Annotated in this window: 24 protein-coding genes; 12 read left to right on the top strand and 12 right to left on the bottom strand. The window is 57.7% G+C overall.

Going from position 1 to position 23,861, the window contains the following annotated elements; translation table 11 throughout:
• Positions 1-7 precede the first annotated feature (7 nt).
• Both HFP51_RS09580 and HFP51_RS09585 read right to left on the bottom strand, forming a co-directional pair.
• A complete protein-coding gene (locus tag HFP51_RS09580) occupies positions 8-1,552 on the bottom strand; it encodes an amidohydrolase family protein (protein ID WP_176875512.1) in 1,545 nt (514 codons plus the stop codon).
• Between the two features lie 32 nt (positions 1,553-1,584).
• Positions 1,585-1,983 (bottom strand): MBOAT family protein, encoded by a 399-nt coding sequence (locus HFP51_RS09585; protein ID WP_218135293.1) that lies wholly within the window; start codon positions 1,981-1,983, stop codon positions 1,585-1,587.
• A gap of 359 nt (positions 1,984-2,342) precedes the next feature.
• Between HFP51_RS09585 and HFP51_RS09590 the strand changes: the two genes are divergently transcribed.
• The 3 genes from HFP51_RS09590 to HFP51_RS09600 all read left to right on the top strand — a co-directional run bounded on the left by HFP51_RS09590 (position 2,343) and on the right by HFP51_RS09600 (position 5,715).
• Positions 2,343-2,732: a hypothetical protein gene (locus tag HFP51_RS09590; RefSeq protein WP_176875514.1), complete on the top strand. Its 390-nt coding sequence runs from the start codon at positions 2,343-2,345 to the stop codon at positions 2,730-2,732.
• Between the two features lie 592 nt (positions 2,733-3,324).
• Positions 3,325-4,698, top strand: a complete 1,374-nt coding sequence (locus HFP51_RS09595) for a vanadium-dependent haloperoxidase (RefSeq protein WP_176875515.1) — start codon at positions 3,325-3,327, stop codon at positions 4,696-4,698.
• Between the two features lie 3 nt (positions 4,699-4,701).
• The gene (locus HFP51_RS09600) at positions 4,702-5,715 is read left to right on the top strand and encodes a hypothetical protein (RefSeq protein ID WP_176875516.1); all 1,014 of its coding nucleotides are present in this window, start codon (positions 4,702-4,704) and stop codon (positions 5,713-5,715) included.
• A 42-nt stretch (positions 5,716-5,757) separates the two neighbouring features.
• Here the strand turns inward: HFP51_RS09600 and HFP51_RS09605 are convergent, their stop codons facing one another.
• Positions 5,758-6,135 (bottom strand): DoxX family protein, encoded by a 378-nt coding sequence (locus HFP51_RS09605; RefSeq protein ID WP_218135294.1) that lies wholly within the window; start codon positions 6,133-6,135, stop codon positions 5,758-5,760.
• A 127-nt stretch (positions 6,136-6,262) separates the two neighbouring features.
• Here HFP51_RS09605 and HFP51_RS09610 point away from each other — a divergent pair, with 127 nt between their 5' ends.
• On the top strand, positions 6,263-7,783 hold the full coding sequence (locus HFP51_RS09610) for an MFS transporter (RefSeq protein ID WP_176875517.1): 1,521 nt from the start codon (positions 6,263-6,265) through the stop codon (positions 7,781-7,783).
• A gap of 30 nt (positions 7,784-7,813) precedes the next feature.
• Here the strand turns inward: HFP51_RS09610 and HFP51_RS09615 are convergent, their stop codons facing one another.
• A complete protein-coding gene (locus tag HFP51_RS09615; RefSeq protein ID WP_176875518.1) occupies positions 7,814-8,482 on the bottom strand; it encodes a glutathione S-transferase family protein in 669 nt (222 codons plus the stop codon).
• A 95-nt stretch (positions 8,483-8,577) separates the two neighbouring features.
• Between HFP51_RS09615 and HFP51_RS09620 the strand changes: the two genes are divergently transcribed.
• The 4 genes from HFP51_RS09620 to HFP51_RS09635 are packed head-to-tail and all read left to right on the top strand — an operon-like array spanning position 8,578 to position 10,512.
• Positions 8,578-9,054, top strand: a complete 477-nt coding sequence (locus HFP51_RS09620) for a helix-turn-helix domain-containing protein (protein ID WP_176875519.1) — start codon at positions 8,578-8,580, stop codon at positions 9,052-9,054.
• Positions 9,051-9,368, top strand: a complete 318-nt coding sequence (locus tag HFP51_RS09625) for a hypothetical protein (RefSeq protein ID WP_176875520.1) — start codon at positions 9,051-9,053, stop codon at positions 9,366-9,368. The genes HFP51_RS09620 and HFP51_RS09625 overlap by 4 nt, the downstream gene beginning before the upstream one ends.
• A 15-nt stretch (positions 9,369-9,383) precedes the next feature.
• A complete protein-coding gene (locus tag HFP51_RS09630) occupies positions 9,384-9,794 on the top strand; it encodes a tautomerase family protein (protein WP_176875521.1) in 411 nt (136 codons plus the stop codon).
• Positions 9,787-10,512 (top strand): SDR family NAD(P)-dependent oxidoreductase, encoded by a 726-nt coding sequence (locus tag HFP51_RS09635; RefSeq protein ID WP_176875522.1) that lies wholly within the window; start codon positions 9,787-9,789, stop codon positions 10,510-10,512. Before HFP51_RS09630 ends, HFP51_RS09635 begins: the two co-directional genes overlap by 8 nt.
• A 33-nt stretch (positions 10,513-10,545) precedes the next feature.
• Here HFP51_RS09635 and HFP51_RS09640 read toward each other — a convergent pair whose 3' ends face one another.
• The 3 genes from HFP51_RS09640 to HFP51_RS09650 are packed head-to-tail and all read right to left on the bottom strand — an operon-like array spanning position 10,546 to position 13,638.
• Positions 10,546-11,592, bottom strand: coding sequence for a copper resistance protein B (locus HFP51_RS09640; protein ID WP_176875523.1), 1,047 nt, complete (start codon positions 11,590-11,592; stop codon positions 10,546-10,548).
• Positions 11,589-13,352 carry a copper resistance system multicopper oxidase gene (locus HFP51_RS09645; RefSeq protein WP_176875524.1) on the bottom strand — a complete coding sequence of 588 codons (1,764 nt, stop codon included), beginning with the start codon at positions 13,350-13,352 and terminating at the stop codon, positions 11,589-11,591. The genes HFP51_RS09640 and HFP51_RS09645 overlap by 4 nt, the downstream gene beginning before the upstream one ends.
• 13 nt (positions 13,353-13,365) lie before the next feature.
• Positions 13,366-13,638 carry a metal-sensitive transcriptional regulator gene (locus HFP51_RS09650; protein ID WP_176875525.1) on the bottom strand — a complete coding sequence of 91 codons (273 nt, stop codon included), beginning with the start codon at positions 13,636-13,638 and terminating at the stop codon, positions 13,366-13,368.
• A gap of 70 nt (positions 13,639-13,708) precedes the next feature.
• Here HFP51_RS09650 and HFP51_RS09655 point away from each other — a divergent pair, with 70 nt between their 5' ends.
• A complete protein-coding gene (locus HFP51_RS09655; RefSeq protein ID WP_255454627.1) occupies positions 13,709-14,167 on the top strand; it encodes a DUF4396 domain-containing protein in 459 nt (152 codons plus the stop codon).
• A gap of 406 nt (positions 14,168-14,573) precedes the next feature.
• Positions 14,574-15,485, top strand: a complete 912-nt coding sequence (locus HFP51_RS09660) for a LysR family transcriptional regulator (protein WP_176875527.1) — start codon at positions 14,574-14,576, stop codon at positions 15,483-15,485.
• Between the two features lie 55 nt (positions 15,486-15,540).
• On the opposite strand, the gene HFP51_RS09665 is transcribed toward HFP51_RS09660, so the two are convergent.
• From HFP51_RS09665 to HFP51_RS09675, 3 genes are all read right to left on the bottom strand, one after another.
• On the bottom strand, positions 15,541-16,140 hold the full coding sequence (locus HFP51_RS09665) for a MarR family winged helix-turn-helix transcriptional regulator (protein ID WP_176875528.1): 600 nt from the start codon (positions 16,138-16,140) through the stop codon (positions 15,541-15,543).
• A 233-nt stretch (positions 16,141-16,373) separates the two neighbouring features.
• A complete protein-coding gene (locus HFP51_RS09670; protein WP_176875529.1) occupies positions 16,374-17,051 on the bottom strand; it encodes a response regulator transcription factor in 678 nt (225 codons plus the stop codon).
• Positions 17,048-18,358: a sensor histidine kinase KdpD gene (locus tag HFP51_RS09675; RefSeq protein WP_176875530.1), complete on the bottom strand. Its 1,311-nt coding sequence runs from the start codon at positions 18,356-18,358 to the stop codon at positions 17,048-17,050. The genes HFP51_RS09670 and HFP51_RS09675 overlap by 4 nt, the downstream gene beginning before the upstream one ends.
• A 680-nt stretch (positions 18,359-19,038) precedes the next feature.
• Between HFP51_RS09675 and HFP51_RS09680 the strand changes: the two genes are divergently transcribed.
• Positions 19,039-19,677 carry a LuxR C-terminal-related transcriptional regulator gene (locus HFP51_RS09680; protein WP_176875531.1) on the top strand — a complete coding sequence of 213 codons (639 nt, stop codon included), beginning with the start codon at positions 19,039-19,041 and terminating at the stop codon, positions 19,675-19,677.
• A 124-nt stretch (positions 19,678-19,801) separates the two neighbouring features.
• Positions 19,802-20,209: a hypothetical protein gene (locus HFP51_RS09685; protein ID WP_176875532.1), complete on the top strand. Its 408-nt coding sequence runs from the start codon at positions 19,802-19,804 to the stop codon at positions 20,207-20,209.
• 12 nt (positions 20,210-20,221) lie between these two features.
• On the opposite strand, the gene HFP51_RS09690 is transcribed toward HFP51_RS09685, so the two are convergent.
• A complete protein-coding gene (locus HFP51_RS09690) occupies positions 20,222-21,256 on the bottom strand; it encodes a hypothetical protein (RefSeq protein ID WP_176875533.1) in 1,035 nt (344 codons plus the stop codon).
• Positions 21,257-21,279: 23 nt separating this feature from the next.
• Positions 21,280-23,763, bottom strand: a complete 2,484-nt coding sequence (locus HFP51_RS09695) for a fimbrial biogenesis outer membrane usher protein (RefSeq protein ID WP_176875534.1) — start codon at positions 23,761-23,763, stop codon at positions 21,280-21,282.
• Positions 23,764-23,861 lie beyond the last annotated feature (98 nt).

Genomic DNA, 23,861 nt, shown 5'->3' on the forward strand with positions numbered 1-23,861 from the left:
GTGTTACCTAGTCTGCCAGCTGGACGCGCATCAAGGGGCTCGCGATGGCAGCCCAGACCATCTGTAGATTGAACCGGATACTGCCGGTTTGGCGCTCAGCAAATTGCAACAGTTCGTCGAGCGCGTCCCGGTCTAAATATCGGCCATCTAGGACGACCGCTTCAATCGAACGGCTATTTTCAATATCAGCATAGGGATTGGCATTGAGTAGTATTAAATCGGCGGCTTTTCCGACATCGATCGAACCATTGACGAGATTTGCATCGGCAAAGCGAGCGGCTTCAATCGTCGCCATGCGTAGCGCCGCTTCGGCGGGAATACCCGCCTCCACAAAAGCTGCGAGCTCGTCATGTACGGCAAAACCGGGATAGATATAACTATCCCCGGAATCGGTGCCGATCAGGAGGTTTACGCCTGCCTCATAAGCTGCAACCAAGTTCTCCTGAGCCAAAGCGTGGAGCTCCTGATCTACGGTAAGGCGATCAGAGGCCTCGCCATCGCGAAGCGCACGACTGACATCGCCCTGCCACATGCCTGCTTCGAGCACATAGGGTATGTACCTCAATCGCTCATCGTCTTCGAGCGAGCCATCGCCTGCGCGCGCCGGAACGCTGAGCACCTGCATCGTTGGTGTCCAATACACCTCGGATTCCGCCATCCGGTTCATCAATGCATCGCAGGCAGCCGGATCATGCTCATCTATCAGACGTCGCTTCAGATCAGGGTCATACACAGCGAGTGGATCCGGCAACGCTCGAAAGTCTGCCGCTCCCCGAAAGCATTCGAAGAGAAATAGTCGCGGGTGCTCGATGCTGCGCTGTCCTGCATCAATTGCCTGATCGAGCGACACGCGAATTGGCCGATGCCCCGCAATGTAAAGGCCATTGGCATCAGCCGCTCGCGACAGCTGCTGATAAGCGTCAACAGACAAGTCTGAATATGTCTTGAGAAAATCGGCTCCGTCACTGCGATAATAGGCGACAATCTCGGTGATCCCGGCAACATCATTGGCACGAAAGAAATCTGGAAAACCGCTGGGCACTTCATCTCCGCCATCCATCTGATAGCTGCTCTGCAGCGGATAGCGCGGAGAAATACCGGTGCCATTCACCAACCTGTCATTCCAACGCAGCCTGTCTTGTGTGCATGCCCAGAAACTGTCCGGTTCCCCCATACAGCCTGACATGTCTCGCACGCTGGTCACGCCGTTGGCGATGAACAGCGGGTGATGAAACTGTGGCGACAGCTGGATGGAATGGGAATGCATATCCCATAAGCCTGGCATCAAATAGCGGCCGCGTCCGTTAATCGCAGTGTATCCGCTCGCTTCGACCGTGCCAGCCGGTGCGATCTGCGCAATCGTTCCGTCGCGTACAAAGACGTCTTGACCCTCGATGATCCGTCCCTCTTCGACGTCTACGATATTCACGTTTGCAATGACGATATCGGTGCGGACTGCGTCGTTTGGAGGTGATGCCAAAGGGATGGCGATCGCAAGAACAACAATGGCAATAGCAACAACGAGTATTCCGAGAATTGATTTCCAGATCATCTTTTTCCTTGCCGACCTTGCCGCAGCTGCGCCTAAAACAGGCGTTGCATCGACAACGCGCAAAATAGGCAGATCGACAAATACCCGATGTGGATGGCCGCGCGAAGCCAGGTCGGCAATCCGGCAATATCCAGTCCTGCTACTTCACCAATCAATATGCCGATAGAAAAAAAGAAGAACCACAAAGTGAACAGGAACTGGGTCGACCCCCTGACTAGAAGTGTTACGAGGTCGTGCAGGCTGCCGCATACTAGGAATGTGATAATCAGCGCCAGCCAGCGCGGCATTACGTCACTCGCAGGTCGATAGACATATCTGCCGAGATAGTAGCCAAAGATCGGGTTCCAATACCGCCAAAAACCAGCGAATGATCCCGCACCGAAGGAACGCTGCAGCATGTTTTGAAGTGCGCCGTTGGCGCCTAACGGCACGCCATTCCTGCGCTTCACATACTGCCGAAGCGAGATTGTACGCCTACTCTTCGAAACAGACCTCATCGATGTCCTAATTGGAAGTTGGAGCAATGGTAAGTGTGGCAAGTAACTGGCATCATACAACACTTTTTCGCACAACGCTCGCGCTGCGTTACCCTTGCAATCCAATGTCCGCAATGGGCGCAAAGCAGACAGTGCGGGTATCTTCAAAATTCTCGGGCGAAAGCTGTGGAGATTGGTACGCTCCAGACTGCGTCCCGCGCCATTTCCCAAACACAAGCCTTGCAATCCGCGACTGGCGTTGAGGCGATGGTTGCAATACTCCCGTCAAACCGAATGAAGGGAGGTTGATACACATGCGCCGCTCTGCTCTTTCTCTCCGTGCTGCAGCGTGCATCGAACAGCGCGATGACGGCTGTGAGTGGAGCATCTTCATTATCAATGATGAGCCCTTCGCCCTAGATCGCGTCGATCTGCTCGGTTTTGGTCATAGTTTTGGGGGCAGCGGCGACTTCAAGGCCATCGAGACTGAAATCGGCCGCGTTGCGCCTGGCGATTGGACGCGTCTCTGGCGTGACGATGATTTCGAAATGCGGATGTACGCCCGAATTTCGGTCTCCGCGCAGCAACAGCAGCAAGAGCTGCTGGCAGATTTTCCGAAGCTCTATCGCAAGAAGCGAAATCTTCCAGACTTTGAACCGATCGGCCTGCCGGGCCTGGCGGTTCCCTTTGAACGCGTGGGCTAGACCCGCAGATCGAATCTTGCCGGCTTCCCAAAAACAGCGCCCCCGCCAGGGGGACTGGCGAGGGCGCAGGGCATCCGGGGAGGATGAGAGGCTGGGTAGTGATGCGCGACCCGGGAGAGGGGGCTCGCGGAAGCGCGCTATCGGTTAGGCAGCGAGGATCGTCAGCGGTGAGCTCACCAGGGCCAGCGAGAAGCTGGAAACCGTAGCGAGAACAGAAGCGATGAAAGCTGCTGGGTAAATCTTGGTCATGGCGTATCTCCAATTAGTCTTTTTCGATGCAGGCGGTGGACCAATCCATCGTCTTGACCCTTAGATACGCGCTCTCCCCCCTACCCGCTAACACTAGTCTTGCGCTTATGCTATGCACGAATGCATAGCCTATATTATATATATTTATCAGTATTTTGTTGACTATCCCGCGCTGATTATGTGATTTTCAGTGACGCTCGATCCGTCGGTGCCTTGCAGTATTCATCCCGGTCGGCCGCATTGAGCCAATATTAATGCTCTCTGGTTAGTTTGCCTCAACATTCTCGACGGGGGCCTCACTGCGCTTGCGCGGTGAATCATCGAGAAACGAAGGGGGATGAAGATGTGGAATCGAAGACGCGTCCTTGGCGCAGCAGCTGCTGCGTCCGCGATGTTGGCATCCGGGTGTACCGCGCCATTTGGCAGCCGATCTTCTTATCTCACGCCGATCCTTCGCCCTGCCCATCGCAATTCAGTGTTCCATTGGACCGATATCGCGCTCCAACAGATCCGCGATCAACGCGTACCACCGCCACGGGCTGCCTATAATCTGGCCGCGCCCATGGCCGCCGGCTTCCTGGCAGCGAATGGCATTATCGGCCGCTATGCAGAGCCTTTCGGTATCGGCCAGGGCCCGCGCGGGGCCGATCCGGAAGTCGCTTACGGTGTCGCCTTCGCAACCGCCGCGTCCGAAAATTTCCAACAGCCATTCCTGTTCGAGCGCAATGCTTTCAAAGATCGGTTCCCCGACGGCGACGCGAAATCGCTTGGCATTGAATGGGGCCGCCGCGTGGGCATGCAGATTGTCCGCATGCGTACCAATGACGGAGCAGAGCCCAACCGGATCAATTACTATCTCGGCCGTTATCCGCGGCGTCGCGACGCACTGAAATGGACGCCGACCGGGCCATTTTACAGCGCATCACCGGGCCCCGCATTTGCGACCTATGATCGCGGACTGTTTCCGGGCCTCGGGCAGATCACCCCGTGGACGATGCGCAGCGGCACTCAGTTCCGGCCCGCCGATTTCCTTGACCCGGCAAGCCCGGAATTTGCCGAAGAGTTTCACACGATCCGCATGCTCGGCGCATCGAACAGCCCTGTTCGCACCCCCGACCAGTCCGAGATCGCATTATTCTGGGAAGATGGTCCATGGGGCATCACGCCACCCGGTCATTTCATCCTGACGGCCGTGCAGGTTCTCCAGGATCGGGGCCTTGATTTTCTGGACCTGGCGCGCGCCTTTGCCCTGCTCGGCATGACGCAATGCGACGCGGCGATAAATGCCTGGGATGCAAAATATCATCACGATATCTTGCGCCCCGAAACTGCAATCCGGCACCGGGCCGAACGCTTTGGCAATGCCGATCCGCGGGTTGAACGGCAACGGGGCTGGCGCAGCTACATCCCGACACCTGAGTTCCCGGCCTACACATCCGGTCATTCGACATTTGGTGCGGCGGGCACAGAGCTTACTGCGCTGCTGTTGGGCACCGATCAAGTATCCTTCTCGCATGAATCGCCAGACCAGGTGTTGTGGCCGCAGCTGCGCGGTGTTCGCCGCAGCTGGACCAGCCTCAGCCAGGCAGCCGAAGAAAACGGGCTCAGTCGCCTCTATGGCGGCGTCCATTGGGAACGCGATCATGTCGCGGCCATGGCCGCAGGCCGCGCGATCGCGCGCCAAGCCTTCCACACAGTCTTTCCGGCGAGGGTCTGACCGATGGAAAATTCTTCAAACCTAACTCCGCTTCGCTTCCTGGTGCCGTTGTCTGTGATCATCGGCACCCAGTTCGCAGTACCTGATACAGCACGCGCCCAAGGCTTTTCGCTGAACAGCGACGCGCTGGCATCCCTCGAAGAGCCGCTGGCGACCGATATTGCTGGAGTGACGGTAGAGGTGACCGGCGTCACCGATGCGCGCCTCACCTATGATTTTGAAGGCATGGACGATTTCCATCCCGGCTTTATAGGCAATTTCGAGGTCAGCGCCGCAACCCAGCTCGGCAATCGCTGGAATGTTGGCGTCGCCTATTTCGGCCAATATCAGCATGATGACGGCTCCGACACATATAGCGACAATGTCGCAGGCTTTATCGGCGGGTCCTGGGGCACATTGGTTGGCGGCGAAGTCAGCGGGGTCGTCCGCGAGGAAACCCGGCGTCGGCGCGGAGCCGGCAATGCCGTGCTGGCCTTTGATGAAGGCCTTGGCCAGCTTTCAAACTGGGGTGGCGGATATTTCGGTCAGTTCGGGCCCGCGCGGGTCAGCGCCGTCGTCGTCGAAGATGGCGATTTCGATCTTGGCTTTTCCTGGTCGCGTCCGATCGGGAACAAGGATTTGCGCTTCAGTGCCCATTATCGCCATGGTGAATTCCTGAACGCCGACAGCAATGCGATCACGGGAACGGCCGAGATCGTCTATGGCAGCAGCCTGTATGATCTTGCTGCGGGCTATGAGCGACTGGAGAGCCCGGCATTCAACGCAGATCGATGGTTTGTATCGGCTGGCTGGCAAACCAAGACGGGATCGCTCACCTTCTCACTCGGCGCCCATTATGGCGAAACAGAAGGCCAAGAAGAGAAGTCCGGTGCCTTTGGCGTGCGTTATGACGTAGCGCGGGGCCTGTCGCTCAATCTCGGGATCAATCATAGCGATGCGCAAGTCACGCTGAACGGTGTAGAGCTTCTCAACCAGGAGGAAACCGAAGCAGTCGGGTCCCTCCGATTCGATTTCTAATCTGCCAAGGGGTCCGGCTGAAGGGCGTCGTGCGGTCCGATCCTATGTGCTGGCGCGGCTCGCATAACGGGCCACAAAGCCAGACAGGATGACCGGGATAAGGGAAATCAAGGCAAAACCGATATTCCCCGTCATCAAGATTACCACCGAAGACACGAAGAAACCGAGCGCCATTACAACCGCGCCAAGCGCGCGTGAACGCGGATAGATTGCCAAGAGCGCGCCGATGACCTGAACTGTACCCAGCGGGTACAGCCATTTCGCATCAAGCCCTGCTTCAGCGAAGAATGTAACTTCTTGCTGCATCATCGCCAGTTTGGCGCCGCCGGCTGCTAAGCTCATCAGCGCCAGCAGTGCCAAAATCACCCAGTACACATATTTCATGATCGTCCTTTCGAGCGACATATCATCGGAGTTCATCGGTCCCGTTCCGGGCTTTACGCGAACCCGATAAGCGCACAAGGTAACCTCCGAAAAAGACAGTGCATGTGTTTGAGGGACAAACAGTCTCCGGCGGATTGCCAGCGCAGGTGTCGGGAGGATGAATATGGCGGAATTGACGGCGGATACGCCGCCAACCACCGGGGCTGCGTCCGAAGGTTTCGGTACGGCGGGCTATCGCAACTATGTGCTCATGGCCCTGTTAATGGTCTACATATTCAATTTCATTGACCGCACGATCGTCAATATCCTGACCGAGCCGATCAAGCTCAGCTTTGGGCTTGAAGATTGGCAGATGGGCATGTTGGGCGGTCCGGCATTTGCGGTGCTCTACACTTTTCTTGGCATTCCGATTGCGCGCAGCGCAGAGCGGTACAACCGGGTCATCATCATTGCGACCGCCGTGGCCATATGGAGCCTGTTTACGGCGTTATGTGGCTTCGCAATGTCCTTCCTCATGCTGTTCCTGTTCCGTGTCGGTGTCAGCATTGGCGAAGCGGGCTGCACGCCGCCGGCGCAGTCTCTGATCGCCGATTATTTCAAGCCTTCCCGCCGGGCCACGGCGGTTTCCATCTATGCGCTGGGCGTTCCACTGGGCGGCATGTTCGCATCGATTTTCGGCGGCCAGCTGGCCGGTCTCGACGGCGCAGATTTTGGCGCCTGGATCAATAGCATCGGCCTTGGGTTCCTGTTCGGTAGCCTGGATTGGTCGCAGGTCGAAGGGTGGCGAATCGCCTTTGTCGTGGTCGGCGTACCCGGCTTGTTGCTGTCGCTCATTGTCTGGCGAACGATCAAGGAACCACCGCGCGGCTATACCGATCCGGCTGCCTTGCAGGGCCTGGAAAAAGCCGGCTTTGGCGAAGCGATGCGCGTGCTCTGGAGAAAGCCCGCTTACCGCCATGTCGTGTTCGGTGCGATGCTCGCATCCTTTGTTGGCTATGGCGTGGGCCAGTTCACCACGTCATTCCTGATCCGCACCCATGGCCTGTCGATCCAAATGGCCTCGCTTTTGTTCGGGATCATCCTTGGCGTGATGGCCGCGATCGGTGTGTTCAGTTCTGGCTGGCTCGCGGACAGAATGTCACAACGCTATCCCAAGGCGCTTTCTTGGCTACCCGCGCTCGGCATGGCGGCGTCTGTGCCGCTCTATGCCTTCGGCTTTCTTGTCGGCGATTTATGGCTGGCAATGCCCGCGCTGATGATCGCGGCAATGATCCATTATTATTATCTGGGGCCGATGTATGCGGTTTCAGGCGGTGTCGTGGACAGCCGGATGCGCGCAACTTCGGTGGCCATCACGCTGTTTGTCGTGAACTTGCTCGGCTATGGCCTTGGCCCGCCGCTGATCGGGATCCTCTCGACCTTCCTGAAGACCGTGTTCCTCGATGGCTATGGACTTGGGCTGACGCTGGAAGCATGCCGACCGTTGCTTGCACTGGGCGCCGACGCACGCGCCGTCCTCGCCAGTGGCGAAGCAGACAGCCTTGCGGCCTGCGCAAGCGCGGACGCCCGCGGGCTACAATGGTCGATTGTGATCTTCATCTGCGGCTATGGCTGGGCGGCACTCCATTACCTCCTCGCCGGCCGCACGCTGCAGGACGATATGGTCGCCAACACCCATAGCTAGGAGGATTTCGGCCCAGCCTATCGATCCCGATCAGGCGAACATCGGTGAGACAGCGCCGACCGCTTCCTTCTCGCGTTCAAGGATGCGCACAAAGGACGGCCGCGCATGGACCCGCTGGACAAAGGCGGCGAGCGCAGGCCAGCGATCGGCATTGACGATTTCGCCGGCATGGCAGAAATTGACGAAGATGCTGCCCGCCGTCAGATCGGCCAGGCTCAGCGCATCGCCGACAAGGAATTCCTTGCCCTCGCTCAACTGGCTTTCGAGATAATCAAAATGCGCCGGCATCTGCGCGAGCGCTTCGGCGACAACTGCATCGTCGGTTTCCATATTGAGGAATGCCGGATTGATGAAGCGCTGGATGAAGAGCGGCGCTTCAACTTTGGAAAAGAGACCGGTGCCGAGATAGTCGCATAGCCATAGCATCCATCCGCGCTCCCAGCCGTCTGACGGGAACAGCACGGGGCTATCGATCTTGCTCTCGAGATAGCTGCAGGCAGCAAGTGAATCCGGCAGATACCGACCATCGACCTCCAGCACGGGCACTTTACCAAGCGGGCTGATCTTCAGAAACTCAGGATCCGGTTCGCCCAATGGAACGACATTCACAATGTCATATTCGACGCCCTTTTCCTCGCAGAAAGCCAGCAACCGCCGCACCCATGGCGACAGCAAAGTTCCGTGAATGGCGATTGTCATAGTCTCATCTCCCAGTTCAACAGCGAATCAAATATGTGGTTGCATTATTGAACCAACTAGATTAGATGGTTTTATATTGCAACCAGGTTGGTGAGATGAAGACAAAATCCTTTTCAGAAATGGACTGTTCGATAGCCCGGACATTGGAACATGTCGGATCATGGTGGTCGCTGCTGATCATCCGCGATGTTATGATGGGCATACGCCGATTCAAACAGATTGAGGCGTCGCTCGGGATCGCGAAAAACACACTGGCAAGCCGATTGAGCGCATTGGTGGACGGCGGGATATTGACCCGTGCGCCCTCCTCCGACGGCTCGAAATTCGAGGAATATGTGCTGACCGAGAAGGGCCGAGAGCTGGCTCCGGTGATGATCGCCCTGTCGCAATGGGGCGATAAATGGGCCGCCCATCCCGAAGGACCGCCCTATGCCTTTGTCGACGAAGTGACCGGCGGAGAATTGCTGCAAGTCTGGCCGCGCCGCGCTGATGGCGAGCGAGTCGAGCTGAACGAGCTCGGTTTGCACCCCCTGAAAGATGAATCCGAAGCCCATTCGAAGGAGCAAAGATGATGATAAACTGCACCTGTATCGTCCAAGCCGATCAGATTTCGGCCGAGACCCAAGCTGCGCTGCGCAGCAGCCTCGACGATTTCACCACGCGCAACTTTGACGCGCCCGCCACGATCAACTGGGTCGAGATACACAAGGGAAGCGGATTTACCGCGACCAAACCATCTACTTCGTCGATTGTGTCCGTCGCCGGGCCATCATCGCTTGAGCAATCGGCGCGCGTATCACTGCTCGATGAGCTTTGTGGTCTGTGGTCTCGGGAAACGGGCTGCACACTCAATGAAATTGTCGGCGTCGTCAACGACCCCGCCTGAAGATCGGAGACAATCATGCCCCTTTATATGTGCAACGCCGCCAAAGGCGCGATTTCTGACGAGGCGAAGGAGACGATCGCCGCTGACATCACTCGCACCCATTGCGAGGTTACCGACGCCCCACCGATATTCGTCCATGCCTTTTTCCGCGAAGACGCGCCCGACATGCCGCTTAACGACAAGCGCGTCTTCCTGATGGGCAGCATCCGAGCCGGGCGCAATGACGAGCAGAAAGCTCAGATTATCAGCGAGATCACCGAATCGATCCGGGACAATGCCAGTATCCCGGTGGACGATATTCAGGTCATGATCCGCGACACGCCAGCCAGCTGGGTCATGGAAGGTGGAGACATCATGCCCGAGCCTGGAGAAGAAGCTGAATGGTTTGCAGCCCATGAAGCGAAAGCCGCCGCGGACCATGGCTGATAGCGCGATCATCCTCGGCGCCGGCGCCTCGAAAGGCGTTGGCGGCGCGCTTGCCCGCTGCTTTGCGGACAACGGCCTGCATGCGATCATGGCCGGACGCACAGAAGAAAAAGTGCAAGCCTTGGCCGATGAGGTCGGAGCGGCCGGAGGTTCGGCTGAAGCCGTGCGGGTCGATGTCACCTCTGAAGCCGATCAGGACCGCCTGTTCGCCCTCGCACAGGAGCGCGGGAAGATTGCCGCTGTCATCTACAATGCTGGCAACAATGCGGTGATACCGTTTGAAGAGCTGGATGCCGAAACGATGGAAGGTTTCTGGAAAGTCGGTTTCCTCGGCGGCTTCCTGACCGCCAAACGGGCGATACCGCTTCTCAAGGAACAGGGGGAAGGCAGCCTGTTCTTCACTGGTGCATCAGCGTCGCGGCGCGGCAATCCGAATTTCGTGCACTTTGCATCTTCCAAAGCGAGCCTGCGGATGCTCGCCCAGTCCCTCGCGCGCGAATATGGTCCACAAGGCGTGCATGTCGCGCACTTCATCATCGACGGCGCCATCGATGGCGAAATGGTGCGCAGCCGCTTTGGCGAATATCTTGAGAGTCTGGGCGATGATGGCAGCCTGTCACCCGATGCGATCGCCCAGGCCTATTGGTATGTGCACAGCCAGCCGCGCTCCGCCTGGACGCACGAATTGGATCTGCGGCCGTTTAAGGAGAAATGGTGAGGAGCGGACCGCAGCCAAAGGCCGCCCATTCACTCAAAACCAGAATCGTAATCCGACCAGGGCCACAAAACGATCCGCATCGCCGCCTGCTGCCCGCGTGAAATCAGCGGTGTCGCCGAACTGTTTTTGCCATTCCAGCCCGACATAGGGCGCAAATTGCGGACTGATTTCATAACGGAGACGCAGCCCGGCCTCGAGATCGGTGACGCCCGAACCGATACCTATCTCCGCAATATCCTGGGCCGACAGATTGAGCTCAATGCGCGGCTGCGCGATCAATCGCTGTGTCAGACGCTGATCATATTCCGCTTCGACGCGCGCCGTGACATCGCCTTCATCTGACACAAACATGGCGGCATCGATTTCAAAAAAGTACGGCGCCAGCCCCTGCACGCCGATCACCGCATGCGCGCGATCCGGCTCGGGACGAAGATCATAGCGTATGCCCGCCTGAAGATCGAAGAACGGGCCGATCGCATGGCTCCAAAGCGCCTGGATTTCCGCTTCCTCCAGATCCCCGCCAATCTCGCCTTCGCCCTCTGTCTTGATCCAAAGCTTGTCGATATCGCCGCCGATCCAGAAATTGCTTTCCCAGACATAACCGTCCTCGCCATTGGCGATCTGCGCTTCCAGTCGATCCATGCCAAAAAAGTGATGCGTCGCCCCGCCCGTTATCGGCAGCAATGCGGCGCGCGCCTCAGCCATCTCGCCCGGTGGGAAAATCATGTCTGCCGCATGATCCGGTCCGCTAAAGGCTTCGGGTGGCGGCCCGGATTGCGGAAGGCTGTCACCATCTTGCATCATCTGGTGACCGGCGTGCGGATCGGCCGGCGCCGGCATAGCGTGTCCGGCATGAGGGTCGGGCGGTGTATCGGTCTGCATGGGCATTGCGTGGCCCCCATGGGGGTCTGTTGCCTCGGGCATCGCATGACCTGCATGGGGATCCGCAGCTTCTTCCGTCCCAGCCGCCTGATCTTGATGCGCGCCATGATCCATTTGCCCGTGATCGCCATGACCCTGATGCTGGGCCAAAGCCGGCGCGCCAGTGGCGAGCAGCAGCGCCGCGATAAGCCGGCTCATACCGGATCTCCCATCGGGCGCACCGTAACGACGTTAAACATACCGGCATGCATGTGCATCATCAGATGGCAGTGAAAGGCCCAGTCACCTGGCGCATCGGCAGTGAGATCGAAGTGCACAAAGCCACCCGGCAGCACATTCACCGTGTGCTTGCGGGGGTGACGGCCGTGATGGCCGTTGATCAGTTCGAAGAAAAAGCCATGCAGATGGATCGGGTGGGTCATCATCGTATTGTTGACCAGTTTCACCCGGACGCGTTCGTCGCGCGCAAAACGGATTGGCTCGACCTGCTCACTGAAACGACGGCCGTCGAACGACCACATATAGCGTTCCATATTCCCAGTGAGGTGGATTTCAAGCTCACGGCTGGGCGGGCGGGGGTCGGGATTGCGCTCCAAGGCGACAAGATCGGTATAGACCAACACCCGGTGCGGCACGCTATCGAGACCCAGACCGCGATCGCCGGTGCGATCCATCGGCATTGGCGAAATCATATCGACGCCTGGGGTGAGATCCACTTCGGGTGCCACCGATCCGTCTCGCATCGAATGGTCCATCGACCCGTGATCCATCGCGGTATCGGTGTTGGACATACCGCCATGCCCCATTGCCGTGTGATCCATTGCGGTATCGCCCTCATGCGCCATTCCAGCCATGCCCATGTCACGCATGGTGAGCGTTGGGCGCTCGCGCAACGGCGGGATGTCGGCCTGCATATCTGCACGCGGCGCCAGCGTAGCCCGCCCCAGTCCTGACCGGTCAATACTCTCGCTGACGATCGTGTAAGCGCGATCTGCGTTCGGCGTGACGATCACGTCATAGGTCTCGGCAACCCCGATCTGGAACTCGTCGACGGTAACCGGCCGGACATTCTCGCCATCCGCATTGACAACCGTCATCGGCAGGCCCGGGATCCGGATGTTCACGATCGACATGGCCGATGCATTGATGATGCGCAGCCGCACCCGTTCGCCAGGTTCAAACAGCCCGGTCCAATTCTCGTCCGGCCCATGGCCGTTGATGAGATAGGTGTAGGTGGCACCGGTAACATCGGCGATGTCCGACGGCATCATCCGCATGCCGCCCCACATCGCGCGCTGACCGGCTGTCATCGCGCGGCCATCGAACAGCGCATTTTGCTGCCGATTGAAAAAATCAGGTGATTGCTTGAGCCGGTGCATGATCTGGTGCGGATGCATGAAGCTCCAGTCCGACAGGACAATCACATGCTCGCGGTCATATTCTACCGGATCATGCGCGGGATCGATCACGATCGGACCATAATGGCCCATCGCCTCCTGCAGGCCGGAATGGCTGTGATACCAATAGGTACCCGCCTGGCGGATCGGAAATTCATAAGTGAATGTCTGATGGGGCCGAATGCCGGGAAAGGAGATGCCCGGAACGCCATCCATCTGGAATGGGAGCAGGATGCCGTGCCAATGGATCGAACTGTCGACATCGAGATGATTGGTAACGGCAATGCGAACATTCTGCCCTTCGCGCAGCCGGATCAACGGTGCCGGTAGCGTGCCATTCACGGTGACGGCATGGCCGGTTCGCCCGCCAACGGTGAATGGCGTCTCGCCAATAGAAAGGGTGATCTCTTCTCCGGTCAATACGCCGGGTGCAGAGGCGGCCATCGGCCTGTGATGCGCATGATTTTGGGCCTGGGCCCATCCGGGACGAAGGGCATTGATTGCCAGTGCGCCGCCAAGGCCCAATGCGCCGCCCACAATCCGGCGTCTGCTGATTGTCATGATCTGTTTCCTGCTAGCGCCCGACTTTACCGAACAAGTCCACCAGCTCGGTGAACTTTTCGCGCTGCGATGCCTTGTCACCGCTCTCAACTGCTTCTTCGATGCAATGACCGGCATGGATCGCGAGTATCTTGGACTTGGCCGCGCGCAACGCCGCTTCGGTCGCAGTCATTTGCTGCAAGATATCGATGCAATATCGATCCTCCTCCATCATTTTCGCGATCCCGCGCGCCTGGCCCTCAATACGTTTCATCCGGGCAATTTCCTTATCGAACTTGCTCGCCATCTACTCACCTCACTTGTCGAATTGTCACGCTCCCTATACATAGGGGGGGTATAGTAAGCCAGAGGTAATTATGGACGATTGCGCGCACCATCCGGACACTCACGACTCAAACAAATGGGTGACGTCCGCCCAAGCGACGCTGCACTGCCTATCGGGCTGTATCATAGGGGAAGTCGCCGGATTGGCTATCGGTGTTTCGCTGGGCCTCGCGGTCTGGGCAACGATCGGCCTGGCGACGCTGTTGGCCTATATCTCCGGCTTCACGCTCGGTGTTTTGCCGGTCATGCGGCGCGAGAATATGGGTTTTTGGCCGGCATTGAAGCTGATCTGGATCGGCGAAGCTGTCTCAATCGGCGTTATGGAAATCGCCATGAACGGCGCGGACTATTGGATGGGCGGCATGCAAGCCGGCAGTATCTTCACCTGGCAGTTCGCGATCGCCCTTGCCGTTGCGGTACCCGCTGGTTTCCTTGCGGCATGGCCCGTGAATGCCTGGCTGTTGTCCCGCAATCTCAAGGCCTGTCATTGATGGAGACATAGCCGCGGCTACCGCGTCGCCCAAAAAAACAGCGCCCCCGCCAGGGGGACTGGCGAGGGCGCAGGGCATCCGGGGAGGATGAGAGGCTGGGTAGTGATGCGCGACCCGGGAGAGGGGGCTCGCGGAAGCGCGCTATCGGTTAGGCAGCGAGGATCGTCAGCGGTGAGCTCACCAGGGCCAGCGAGAAGCTGGAAACCGTAGCGAGAACAGAAGCGATGAAAGCTGCTGGGTAAATCTTGGTCATGGCGTATCTCCAATTAGTCTTTTTCGATGCAGGCGGTGGACCAATCCATCGTCTTGACCCTTAGATACGCGCTCTCCCCCCTACCCGCTAACACTAGTCTTGCGCTTATGCTATGCACGAATGCATAGCCTAAAGAATCGTGGAGAATCAGCGATGTTGGACTGGAACGACCTGCGATATTTCCTGTCGGTGGCCCGGACAGGCAGTACGCTTGCCGCGTCGAAACAGATGAAAGTCAGCCAATCTACCGTTTCGCGCCGGATTACGGCGTTCGAAGAAGATATCGGCGTCAAGCTCTTCGTACGCAAGCCGTCCGGCTATGACCTTACGCCGCGCGGAGAATCGGTGCTCCCCGCGGCTGAAAGCGTCGAAGCGGCTATTCTCTCCTTTTCCGACGGAATCGAAGCGGAATCGCGGCGGCTCGCCGGAACGGTCCGACTGACGACGGTGGAATCGGCCGCCAATGCCTGGGTGATCCCGGCCGTCGGCCTTTTACGAGAACGCTATCCGGAGATCAGTGTAGAGATCATGACGTCGGATCAATATCTCGATCTGGCGCGGGGCGAGGCCGATATCGCTATCCGCTTCGGGCCCAAACCAACCCAGGAGACACTGATCGTGCGCCACCTGATCGACATGTTGGAAAGCTTCTACGCAAGCGAACAGCTGGTGGCGCAAATCGGCATGCCAGAAGATATCCCGGACATGGCCCGCTATCCGCTGGTATCTTCCCTGGATGGCGAAAGCAGCACATCCAGATGGGTTGCCGAGCGGGTTCCCGGAGCCACGATCGCCCAGCGGGCAAGTACGCTTTCGAGCATTATCGCAAGTGTTCAATCGGGTTTGGGCGCATCGATCCTGCCCTGCTTGATGGGCGATGACATTAAGGGCCTTGTGCGCCTGATGCCGCCGATTGAAGAACTCACAACGCCAGGCTGGATGGTGACGACGGACGAGGCCCGTCGCCAACCCCATATTCGCGCTGTCATCGATTTTGTCGTCGAACAAATCCAGCTATCGCTCGCCCGCCGACCGACACATCTGTCTGTTGTGCAGGCGGCCTAAGACCAAAAATCTAGTGAGGCTCGTGGTGTACTGCGCTCGCGCGCAGTCCCTCGGATCATACCAAGCAGGTTGAGGTTTCCAGTTCGGCGAAAAAGCCGCTGATGGCTTCAATGGCCTTTTCGGTCGGCACGACAAAGATACGGCGGCGATCCAGGTGATCGCGTTTCCGTTCTATCAATCCGCTCTCGACCATTTCATCAATCCGGCGCAAGGCCGTGGCCATAGGCAGGCCAGAAGCATCGCACAAAGACGAAACCGTTAAGGGTCGATCTTCGGCATAGCCGGAGGTCAGCTCGAGCAACATGTCCCATGCAGGGTCGGAAAAGAGTCTGCTGTCAAAAAACCGTTCCCGGAGACGGCGAACACGGATCATTTTTGCGATCAGATACGGATCCGGCAATCTACGCTCAGCGCCATTATTCCCATTTGCGAACCGCTCGACCTTTTGGGGGCCATTCCGTGAGGCCGACGGATCCAGCCGCGCAGTAATCTCGTCCACTTGAACTGGAATGGACCGGAGCGTCAGGGCTTCCGCAAGTTGATTCTCCCCCCGCACCTTGCGCCAATAGACAGCCATCAAGCGGACCAATGATGCGCGGAGGTTACCTGCGGCCTCCTCTGCCGAAATGCGGGTGAACTCGGACAGATCGTTCATGCTGAACCTAACCATGAACGGGGGGGAGGCCGCAGGATGGGGGCCGTGAAATTGCCGTCTGTGACAGGCCTATGCGGCGGCTTGGCCAGAGCGCACGCAGATGGGAGACTGGATTCCAGAATTATGGGGCAATACAAGGCCATATAGTCCGCTCCCTATCATTCCATGAGCGGATATTGTTAGCAGGACCGAGCGCGCCAAACCTGAAATTAGGTTCAGGTTAACAACAAATATTAATCGTCTGACAATCGCAGGGCCACGCCCTGCCCGCGATAGACTTTGATTTCGAGCGGGACGGATGATGCCTTCAATATTCGACGCAAGGCGCTGACGCAGACATCCAGGGAATTGTCGGTGATTTCGGCGTTGTTCCCCCAAATCTCCTCAATCAAAGCATCCCGCCCGACGACATCGCCAGAGGCCCGGGCCAGCGCCAACAAGAGCGTTTTTGTTCGACGCCCAGCCTCGACCGGACGACCTTCCCATTCGGCTTGACCGGTCAGCGGATCGATTACCAGTCGGCCATAAGTGATAGGATCCGGCTTCCGGGAGCCATCGCGCCGCAGCAAGACTTCGACACGTGCGATCAGCTCTGCAAAGGCGAACGGCTTGCGCAGATAATCATCGGCCCCGGCAGCAAATCCGTCGAGACGATCATCCAACCCGGTCCGCGCCGTCAAAATCAAAATCGGCGTACCGACATCGGCGGCCCGGATGTCCGCGCAGAGGTCGATTCCGTCGCTATCGGGGAGCAGGAGATCAAGAATAATCGTATTAAATTCTCCAGATCCGGCCAGCGCGACGACATCCCTGCCCTCCCGTTCCCAGCGCACATCGCATCCCCGGGCGCGCAGGCCCTGCGAAATGAAGCGGCCAATACCGACATCATCTTCGACTAGTAAAATCTTCATCGGCTTCGCCCGATCGGTACGGTGACCGTCACACGGCACCCCCGGCGTCGAAGGTTTCCGATATTTCTGGCGGCGGCGCTGCCGCCATGCTGTTCGATCACCCACCGCGCCATGGCGAGGCCGAGACCGCTGCCGCCGCGCTGTTTGCCAACATCCGTCTGGTAATAGGCGTCAAAGATCAGCGGCAATTCATCGGGTGAAACCCCCGGGCCTTGATCGGTCACTGCGATGCGGGCCGAACCTGCATCGACCTCCACTGCAATGTCCACAGCGCCGCCCATGGGCGAGAATTTGAGGGCATTCTCTATGATCGCCAGCAAGGCGCGGCGCAGCCAAAGACTGTCCCCGGTCATCCCAATATTGGCCGAAGGAGCGGTGACAGAAATGGCGACATTGACAGAGTCAGCGTAGATTTGCGCATCCTCGATCGCCGCGGTTACGATCGACCGCAGATCCAGCGGATCCATCTCAAGATGCAGTTGACCATCGGCTGTACGCGCAAGACCGATCATTTCCTCGATCCGGTGACCAAGAAAACCTGCATGCGCGACAACATGCTCAAGCGATTCCCGCATCGCTTCAATATCGGTTCCGCTATCGGCAAGGGCGACCTCCGCTTCGCCCTGCATGGTCGTGACCGGCGTCCGCAGCTCGTGACTTGCCTTGGCAAAGAAGAGCCGTCGCGACCGATCGACTTCTTCCAGATCGGCCGTTCGGCTTTTCAGCAGCTCCTGCAGGCGCAGCGAGCGTCGGAGAAACATCCATAGGCCACCAAAGAGGGCGACCACGATGACGCCGCCGAGAATCAATATTGCGCGGACGGTATCACGATACTCCGCAGCAAAATTGCCCCGGGCGAGGTCGGCATCACGAGCCGCATCATCGCCCAATCGGGCAACCAGATCGCGAAATTCGGCGTCACGCCTGCCCGATGCGAGCGCAACGAGTTGTCCAGACCTGGAATCCCCACTCGATCCATCCCGTGCATTGCTGGGTCCGGCCATCCGAAGACCCGCTATTTGGTCGGCCGATTGCGCATAGCGATCGAGTGAATCAGATAACCGGTCTGCTGCCGCATTCAATTCAAGATCATCGGCGACCCTGATGATTGCCATTTCTTGGGCCTCAAACAGAATCACTCGATCCTGCGCATCTGTCATCGAACGGAAGTTGAGAATGAAATTTCCAAATGACAGCATTACGGCCATGGCCAGCAATGCCAGTACCATGATGGCGAACCAGGTTTCCCGTCGCGGCACGAGTTCGGCACGAAACCTCGCATTCTTTGACACGCTATTGTCAGCCATGGTGCATCCAGGTCGAGTGTGTCCGGTTCGACGAACTGTGTCCGTCAGGTGAAATGCGATTCCCGTGGTGCAGCCCTTTTTGGGCGGCGATGATCTTTCATATCATCCGTTATGGCGCAGAGTAGCAGAAATCGGCCAAAATCGACGAATTTGACCGAAATAAATACTCCAATATGAAGTGAATTTTCTAAACTCGGTGCGCCAAGTTCGCATCCGCGACCGCGGGTGCGCTAGGCGGTTCAGATCGGACGATATTTTATGAAAAGCCGACGCGGCCAGCGACAGGACGACGATCAACAATTGGTGCGGGCGAAGGTCTAGTCGATCGCCGACAGCATGGCCAAACGTTCGCGTACGCGCCGATAAGAAGGCGACATGATGTGCATGATCATATGGGCTACGCGTTCCACTTTCGGGGTAATCTTTTCCGACATTGCGAGGCTCCCTGGTTTGGCCGTTGATCGGATTCTGGGCGGATATGGTTTATAATCGGTTAACTCTCCCACTAAACTTTTGCCGCCTGTACCGAGATTTCTGTCAGTATGGCCGCCAATGGCGGGCTACGGACTTATTGTCTGCGCGGTTCAATGAGTGTTAGCCCGCGTTTCGAACGATTGAATTTCGGAGTCTGGCCAATAGCTTGCGTGCCGAAACCATGATGCCGACGAACTGGGGTGGAATTGCAAGAACCGATAGAGAAAGTCTGGATTTTTGCGCCGACCAGCCTGTTGTGGAGCGGGATCGAAGCGTTGTTGCGCGCCGAACGGTTTCGCGCCCGCCTCACCGATGGGGATTTCCAAACGGTCGACTGGAATGACCCCAGATTTGACGATGCGATAATCATCTTTGGTGCAGACCGGCCCGATCAGCAAATTGCCGAACATATCCAGATGATATCAGATGCGCGCGGCCCTACCCCAATCGTGCTGGTGCTTTCTCAAGATGATCATCGTGCCGCACTCTCAGCGATCGCGGCGGGCGCGAGCGGGATTATCCACGAGGATGATGACGCACACAGCATGGTAACATGTGTGCGGGAGATCGCGCGCGGTCGGGAATGGGTATCCCAATCCGTGATCAGCGCCGCGCTGAACAGGGGCTTGGACCAACACCAATCACTCTACGCGCCGTTGACAGCACGGGAACGCCAGGTTGCCGACCTGATTGCGGCCGGCAGATCCACCGACACAGTCGCGTCTGAGCTCGAAATGGCAGCCGGTACCGTAAAGGTGCATCTCCACAATATTTACAAGAAACTGGCCATCCCGGATCGCGGACAGCTGATAAGGCTCATTTTGGAGGAAAGAACCAGAAATTAGCCACCCCATTTTACCTTTCATTTTGAATGGCTTGGCGGGTTAAAATGAAATTTACCTAATCTCGAAAGCATATTTTGGGGATAGGTGCGTAGTTCAACTGGCGAGACGAAAAGGGAGTCTTGTCATGAGAACGAAACTAACGACAGCGCTTTGCGCACTAGTCCTGGCCGGGAGTGCATCCGCGACTGCTCCCTCCAGTAATTACACATTGCGGATTACGGGCTATGTCCCGGTTATTTGCAACGCGACGCTTGATGCCTCGGTTGTTCCGATGACCGGTGATCAGGTTAGCCTGGGTCAGCTCAACGAATTCTGTAACAGCCCGAACGGCTATCAGGTCTATGTTGATGCATCGCCTGAACTGGCCGAAGCCAGCCTGGTGATCGACGGCAAGCGTGTTGATATTGCAGATGAGGGTTCGACCCTGATCTCGACGTCTTCACACGCCGATATCGCATCGCGCAATGTTGCGCTTAACCTGCCGGAAACAGCTGCTGCTGGTACGCTTTCGGTTCGGATCGTCGCGCTTTAATCAGCGCGACGATTACGCACCACAGGTTTCAGTTGGCGACAGATTGACGCGTGGCGTGAAGGTCACCAGCAGGAAATCCTGATAGTCAGGCGACGGCGCTTCGTCCAAACCGCCTTCGAGCAGGGAAACGGACACTGGGACCAAAGATCCGGTGCCGATCCCGGCGCGCGAACAATTCACATTAATTGCCGATGTGTTGGTCGGGTTCCGGGTCCGTCCCAGGAATGACACCTGATATTCAAGATTCTGATCAGGCAGCGCCGGATTGCCGGTCGGATATGTCATCCGATAATTATTCTGCGACGTCATCGAGACTTCGTAGACGTCCGAGCTTTCAACCCGGATATTGCCGGCGCGCGTCAGGCTGAGCGCCGCCGTATCATCGACATCGCCGACTTCACCGAAATCGAGCGCCGGTCCAACATAGGTGGCACGCAGCGCGCTCAGCACGATGATGTTCAGATTGATGCCGCCATTTACAATGATATCGCCTGTAAAGGGTTGTCCACCACCCGTACCGTTGCACACACCCTCAGGCGTGAATGTAAAGGTTTGTGTGGAATCGAAATCAGCGCCGGGCGGAATGATCACATTGGCGATGATTGTGAACGTGTCTGACGCGACGTTGTTACCTGTATAACGCCAGCGCAGGGCACCCGGCGTGACGGGCTGGTTTGTCTGAATCGGCTTTTGCAACAACGGCGGCGATTCATTCTGATCATAGTGAATGTCGACGCCATAGCCTTCGCCACTACCGCTACCGACTGCGCTGATCGGAACAACCTGCACACCCACAAGATCGGGATCGGTCGTTCTCAGATAGAAATCAACATCCGATGCCTTGGCACCCCCGGCATCATTGTTACGCGTAACGTCAATGTTCACCTGGAGCTGATTGCCTGTCACCTGTCCAAAAGGATCGAAAATAATGTTCGCCGAGCCGGAGAAAAATGTGAAGTTGCAGTCACGTTGCGCTTGCGCAGCAGCTTGGGAAAGCGGCATGCCCGCTAGGATCGCGGCTGCTGTGAACGGGATAAGCTTCTTCATTGATCTCACTCTCTCTACTATCTCTACTGAGCTCTCAACTCTCCGACACGGAGGATATTCTCTCCATTGTCCGGAACATCGATCACAAATGTACTGCGTGCATCGTCGAGCATCTCGATCCGCCATTGGCCCGGTGCCAGTCCGACCGCGCCAAAGCGGCCCGAACGGTTCGTAAACAGCGTAACCGGTTCACGCTCCGGATTGGCGACTTCTGTGGCGGTACCGGTAACCAAGGAAACAGGCGTGCCATCGGCAGCCAGCAAGGTGCCGACTGCTGTGATGCTATAGTCTGAACCGACCGTCAGCACATAACCGCTACGATAGGGCGGGAAGAGTCGGAATGACCCCTGCCCCAGATCATAGCCCGCCGGCGCTGAGGGCGCGTCAAACGTGATCGTGCGCTCAGCATAGGAGCTGATATTGGGTTGAACGACCGAACCAAGCACACCGGTTGTGCCGGTAAAGCCGAACGGCGTTGGTTCGAGGACGACTTCCGCATCATCGAGATTTTCATGCGCCCGGACGATCGCGAAGCTGTCATAAATTGGCCGCCCGACCGACACCGCATTGTCGGCGACCGAAATCGACGTACCGAAGCGGAACGACGACCTTTGGCTAACCGATGATGCGAAATCATTGTCGAATGTGCCGAAATGACTGAGACCCAGTTCGGCGCGGTTGGCATAATAATTGGCTGTTGCGTTGACCCCGGAGCCGAAATCGCTGCGTTCGATATCAGCTGCAACATTATAGGAACCGACACCGCTGCCGCCGAGCGTATTGTACGAAACACGCGCCCGATCGAACCGCGTGTCATATTCGGCCCGTGCATTAGACCGCGACCCAATCCGGACGGTCAGCGAGAAAAGTCCCGAAACCCGTGATCCCTGATTGTCGCGTTCGAAGCGAAGATCGCCGGTCGCACTGACGCGATCGGTTATCCGCCAGCCCAATGTTCCCCGGATCGTGCCGATATCGCGCTGGGCACCGCGCCCTTGCGAATAGCGCATGTCGAGGCCGCCATAGAGGTTGCGGGTGAAGGCATGCGAATAGCCGGCACCGATTTCCCACTTAAAGGCGTTGAACGGAATGATGTTACCGAGCGACCCGAAATCTGCAGACCGGCTTTCGAAGAACACATTGAGTGAATCGGATTGACCGTCATTCTTGCGGATCAGCCTTTGATAGGTGAACCGGGTAGCGCGACCAACGCCGAACCCATCAATATCGGACAAGGACAAGCTGGCCCCGAATGTACCGATTTGCGTTCCGAATACACCTTCAACACCACCCATGCGGACATTGCTGTCGGCCTGGAAGTTGGCGCCGAGCGTTACATAGTTGCTCACGCCGTGTCGGACGAAGCCGCTAAACGCAAAATTATCAGTATAGTCCGGCCCTGAAAAAGCGAGCGGTGCGAGCACACCAGCATAAGCGCCAAATTCGGTCAGGCCCTCGGCCAATTGCGATTGATCGAGGAAGACGTTGAACCGCAGCACCTCGGTGCGCCCCGCATCGTCCAGAATGGCCAAACGGATGTCGTTCGCACCCTGGGTGAACGGGAAATCGCGCAAGTCATAGGTGCCCGGCTGCAACTGCAATCGGCGGACTGCCTGGCCGTTTACCAGCACTTCGACCGTGGATGCGCGATCGAGCTGGAAGGTCCGATCGCCGCGCGGCCTTGCCAATTGTTGTGGTGACAAGGTGCTATAGGACCGAAAAACCGAAAGACCGGCAATTTCCGGTACGGATTGGAAACTGCGGCTAACCGGTTCAAGGTCACCAGCCGTCCAACGGACAAGATTAGTTTGATCATCGACGACAAGGCGCGAGCCTAGGCGCTGAAAATCTGTACCCGATGTGCCTGGTTGCCAAATCGCTTCAGATTCCAGCACCGGACCGCCGAGGCGGATTGCGCCATCAAGGAACATCACCGGTTCCTGGATGCCATCATCGGGGCCTTCCCAGAGGAAATCGACATTGCCGCGGACATTCAGATAGGCACTGAAATCAGCCGGTTGGGCGAAAGTACCGATCCGGTCTCGATCCAGCGGGCTGACCTGAACGGTCCGCGTCGCGCGGCGTTCGGCAGCAACCGACAGCTCAAGCGTCAGATCCTGGGAGTTATACTCAACACCAATGCCATAAGCGCCAAAATCGGAGGGCGACAATGTGCCGCTATCGCCAAACTGTGCATTGAGATTTTCGAGTACGTCCGGATCGACCACATTGGACAGAAGGTCGAGCAAGCGCTGCGATGAAAATGAGATCTGATCGTTGGTATCGATCCGGATCACAACATCGCCAAGATAGATCCCGCCATCCCGCGCCGGAACCGTAAGTGTTATCGGCTGGCCCGTCGGGTTCAGCTGGACGCCGGCATTGGCCGCTTGCGCCGTGGAGCCGGGCATAACAACGCGACGTTCTTGCGCCTGTGTTGTCTGCCCCGGTTGGAAGCTTGCGGCACCCGCATTCGCTACGATCAACGCCGTGTCGGCCGTAAGCATGAGATAGGGCGACGCGGATTGTGCGTTCGCCGCGGTTGCGCAAGCAATCGATGATGCAGAGGTAAGCAAGACGCCCAGGATAGAAGCCGGGCGGATGC

Source organism: Parasphingopyxis sp. CP4 (assembly GCF_013378055.1).
Taxonomy (GTDB): domain Bacteria; phylum Pseudomonadota; class Alphaproteobacteria; order Sphingomonadales; family Sphingomonadaceae; genus Parasphingopyxis.

Coding starts and splice junctions, on each gene's coding strand:
- HFP51_RS09685 (WP_176875532.1), top strand. CDS start 19,802: ATGAGAACGAAACTAACGACAGCGCTTTGCGCACTAGTCCTGGCCGGG.
- HFP51_RS09615 (WP_176875518.1), bottom strand. CDS start 8,482: ATGACAATCGCCATTCACGGAACTTTGCTGTCGCCATGGGTGCGGCGG.
- HFP51_RS09590 (WP_176875514.1), top strand. CDS start 2,343: ATGCGCCGCTCTGCTCTTTCTCTCCGTGCTGCAGCGTGCATCGAACAG.
- HFP51_RS09655 (WP_255454627.1), top strand. CDS start 13,709: ATGGACGATTGCGCGCACCATCCGGACACTCACGACTCAAACAAATGG.
- HFP51_RS09665 (WP_176875528.1), bottom strand. CDS start 16,140: ATGAACGATCTGTCCGAGTTCACCCGCATTTCGGCAGAGGAGGCCGCA.
- HFP51_RS09625 (WP_176875520.1), top strand. CDS start 9,051: ATGATGATAAACTGCACCTGTATCGTCCAAGCCGATCAGATTTCGGCC.
- HFP51_RS09605 (WP_218135294.1), bottom strand. CDS start 6,135: ATGAACTCCGATGATATGTCGCTCGAAAGGACGATCATGAAATATGTG.
- HFP51_RS09630 (WP_176875521.1), top strand. CDS start 9,384: ATGCCCCTTTATATGTGCAACGCCGCCAAAGGCGCGATTTCTGACGAG.
- HFP51_RS09695 (WP_176875534.1), bottom strand. CDS start 23,763: ATGCTTACGGCCGACACGGCGTTGATCGTAGCGAATGCGGGTGCCGCA.
- HFP51_RS09620 (WP_176875519.1), top strand. CDS start 8,578: ATGAAGACAAAATCCTTTTCAGAAATGGACTGTTCGATAGCCCGGACA.
- HFP51_RS09610 (WP_176875517.1), top strand. CDS start 6,263: ATGGCGGAATTGACGGCGGATACGCCGCCAACCACCGGGGCTGCGTCC.
- HFP51_RS09580 (WP_176875512.1), bottom strand. CDS start 1,552: ATGATCTGGAAATCAATTCTCGGAATACTCGTTGTTGCTATTGCCATT.
- HFP51_RS09645 (WP_176875524.1), bottom strand. CDS start 13,352: ATGACAATCAGCAGACGCCGGATTGTGGGCGGCGCATTGGGCCTTGGC.
- HFP51_RS09690 (WP_176875533.1), bottom strand. CDS start 21,256: ATGAAGAAGCTTATCCCGTTCACAGCAGCCGCGATCCTAGCGGGCATG.
- HFP51_RS09650 (WP_176875525.1), bottom strand. CDS start 13,638: ATGGCGAGCAAGTTCGATAAGGAAATTGCCCGGATGAAACGTATTGAG.
- HFP51_RS09660 (WP_176875527.1), top strand. CDS start 14,574: ATGTTGGACTGGAACGACCTGCGATATTTCCTGTCGGTGGCCCGGACA.
- HFP51_RS09600 (WP_176875516.1), top strand. CDS start 4,702: ATGGAAAATTCTTCAAACCTAACTCCGCTTCGCTTCCTGGTGCCGTTG.
- HFP51_RS09675 (WP_176875530.1), bottom strand. CDS start 18,358: ATGGCTGACAATAGCGTGTCAAAGAATGCGAGGTTTCGTGCCGAACTC.
- HFP51_RS09635 (WP_176875522.1), top strand. CDS start 9,787: ATGGCTGATAGCGCGATCATCCTCGGCGCCGGCGCCTCGAAAGGCGTT.
- HFP51_RS09670 (WP_176875529.1), bottom strand. CDS start 17,051: ATGAAGATTTTACTAGTCGAAGATGATGTCGGTATTGGCCGCTTCATT.
- HFP51_RS09640 (WP_176875523.1), bottom strand. CDS start 11,592: ATGAGCCGGCTTATCGCGGCGCTGCTGCTCGCCACTGGCGCGCCGGCT.
- HFP51_RS09595 (WP_176875515.1), top strand. CDS start 3,325: ATGTGGAATCGAAGACGCGTCCTTGGCGCAGCAGCTGCTGCGTCCGCG.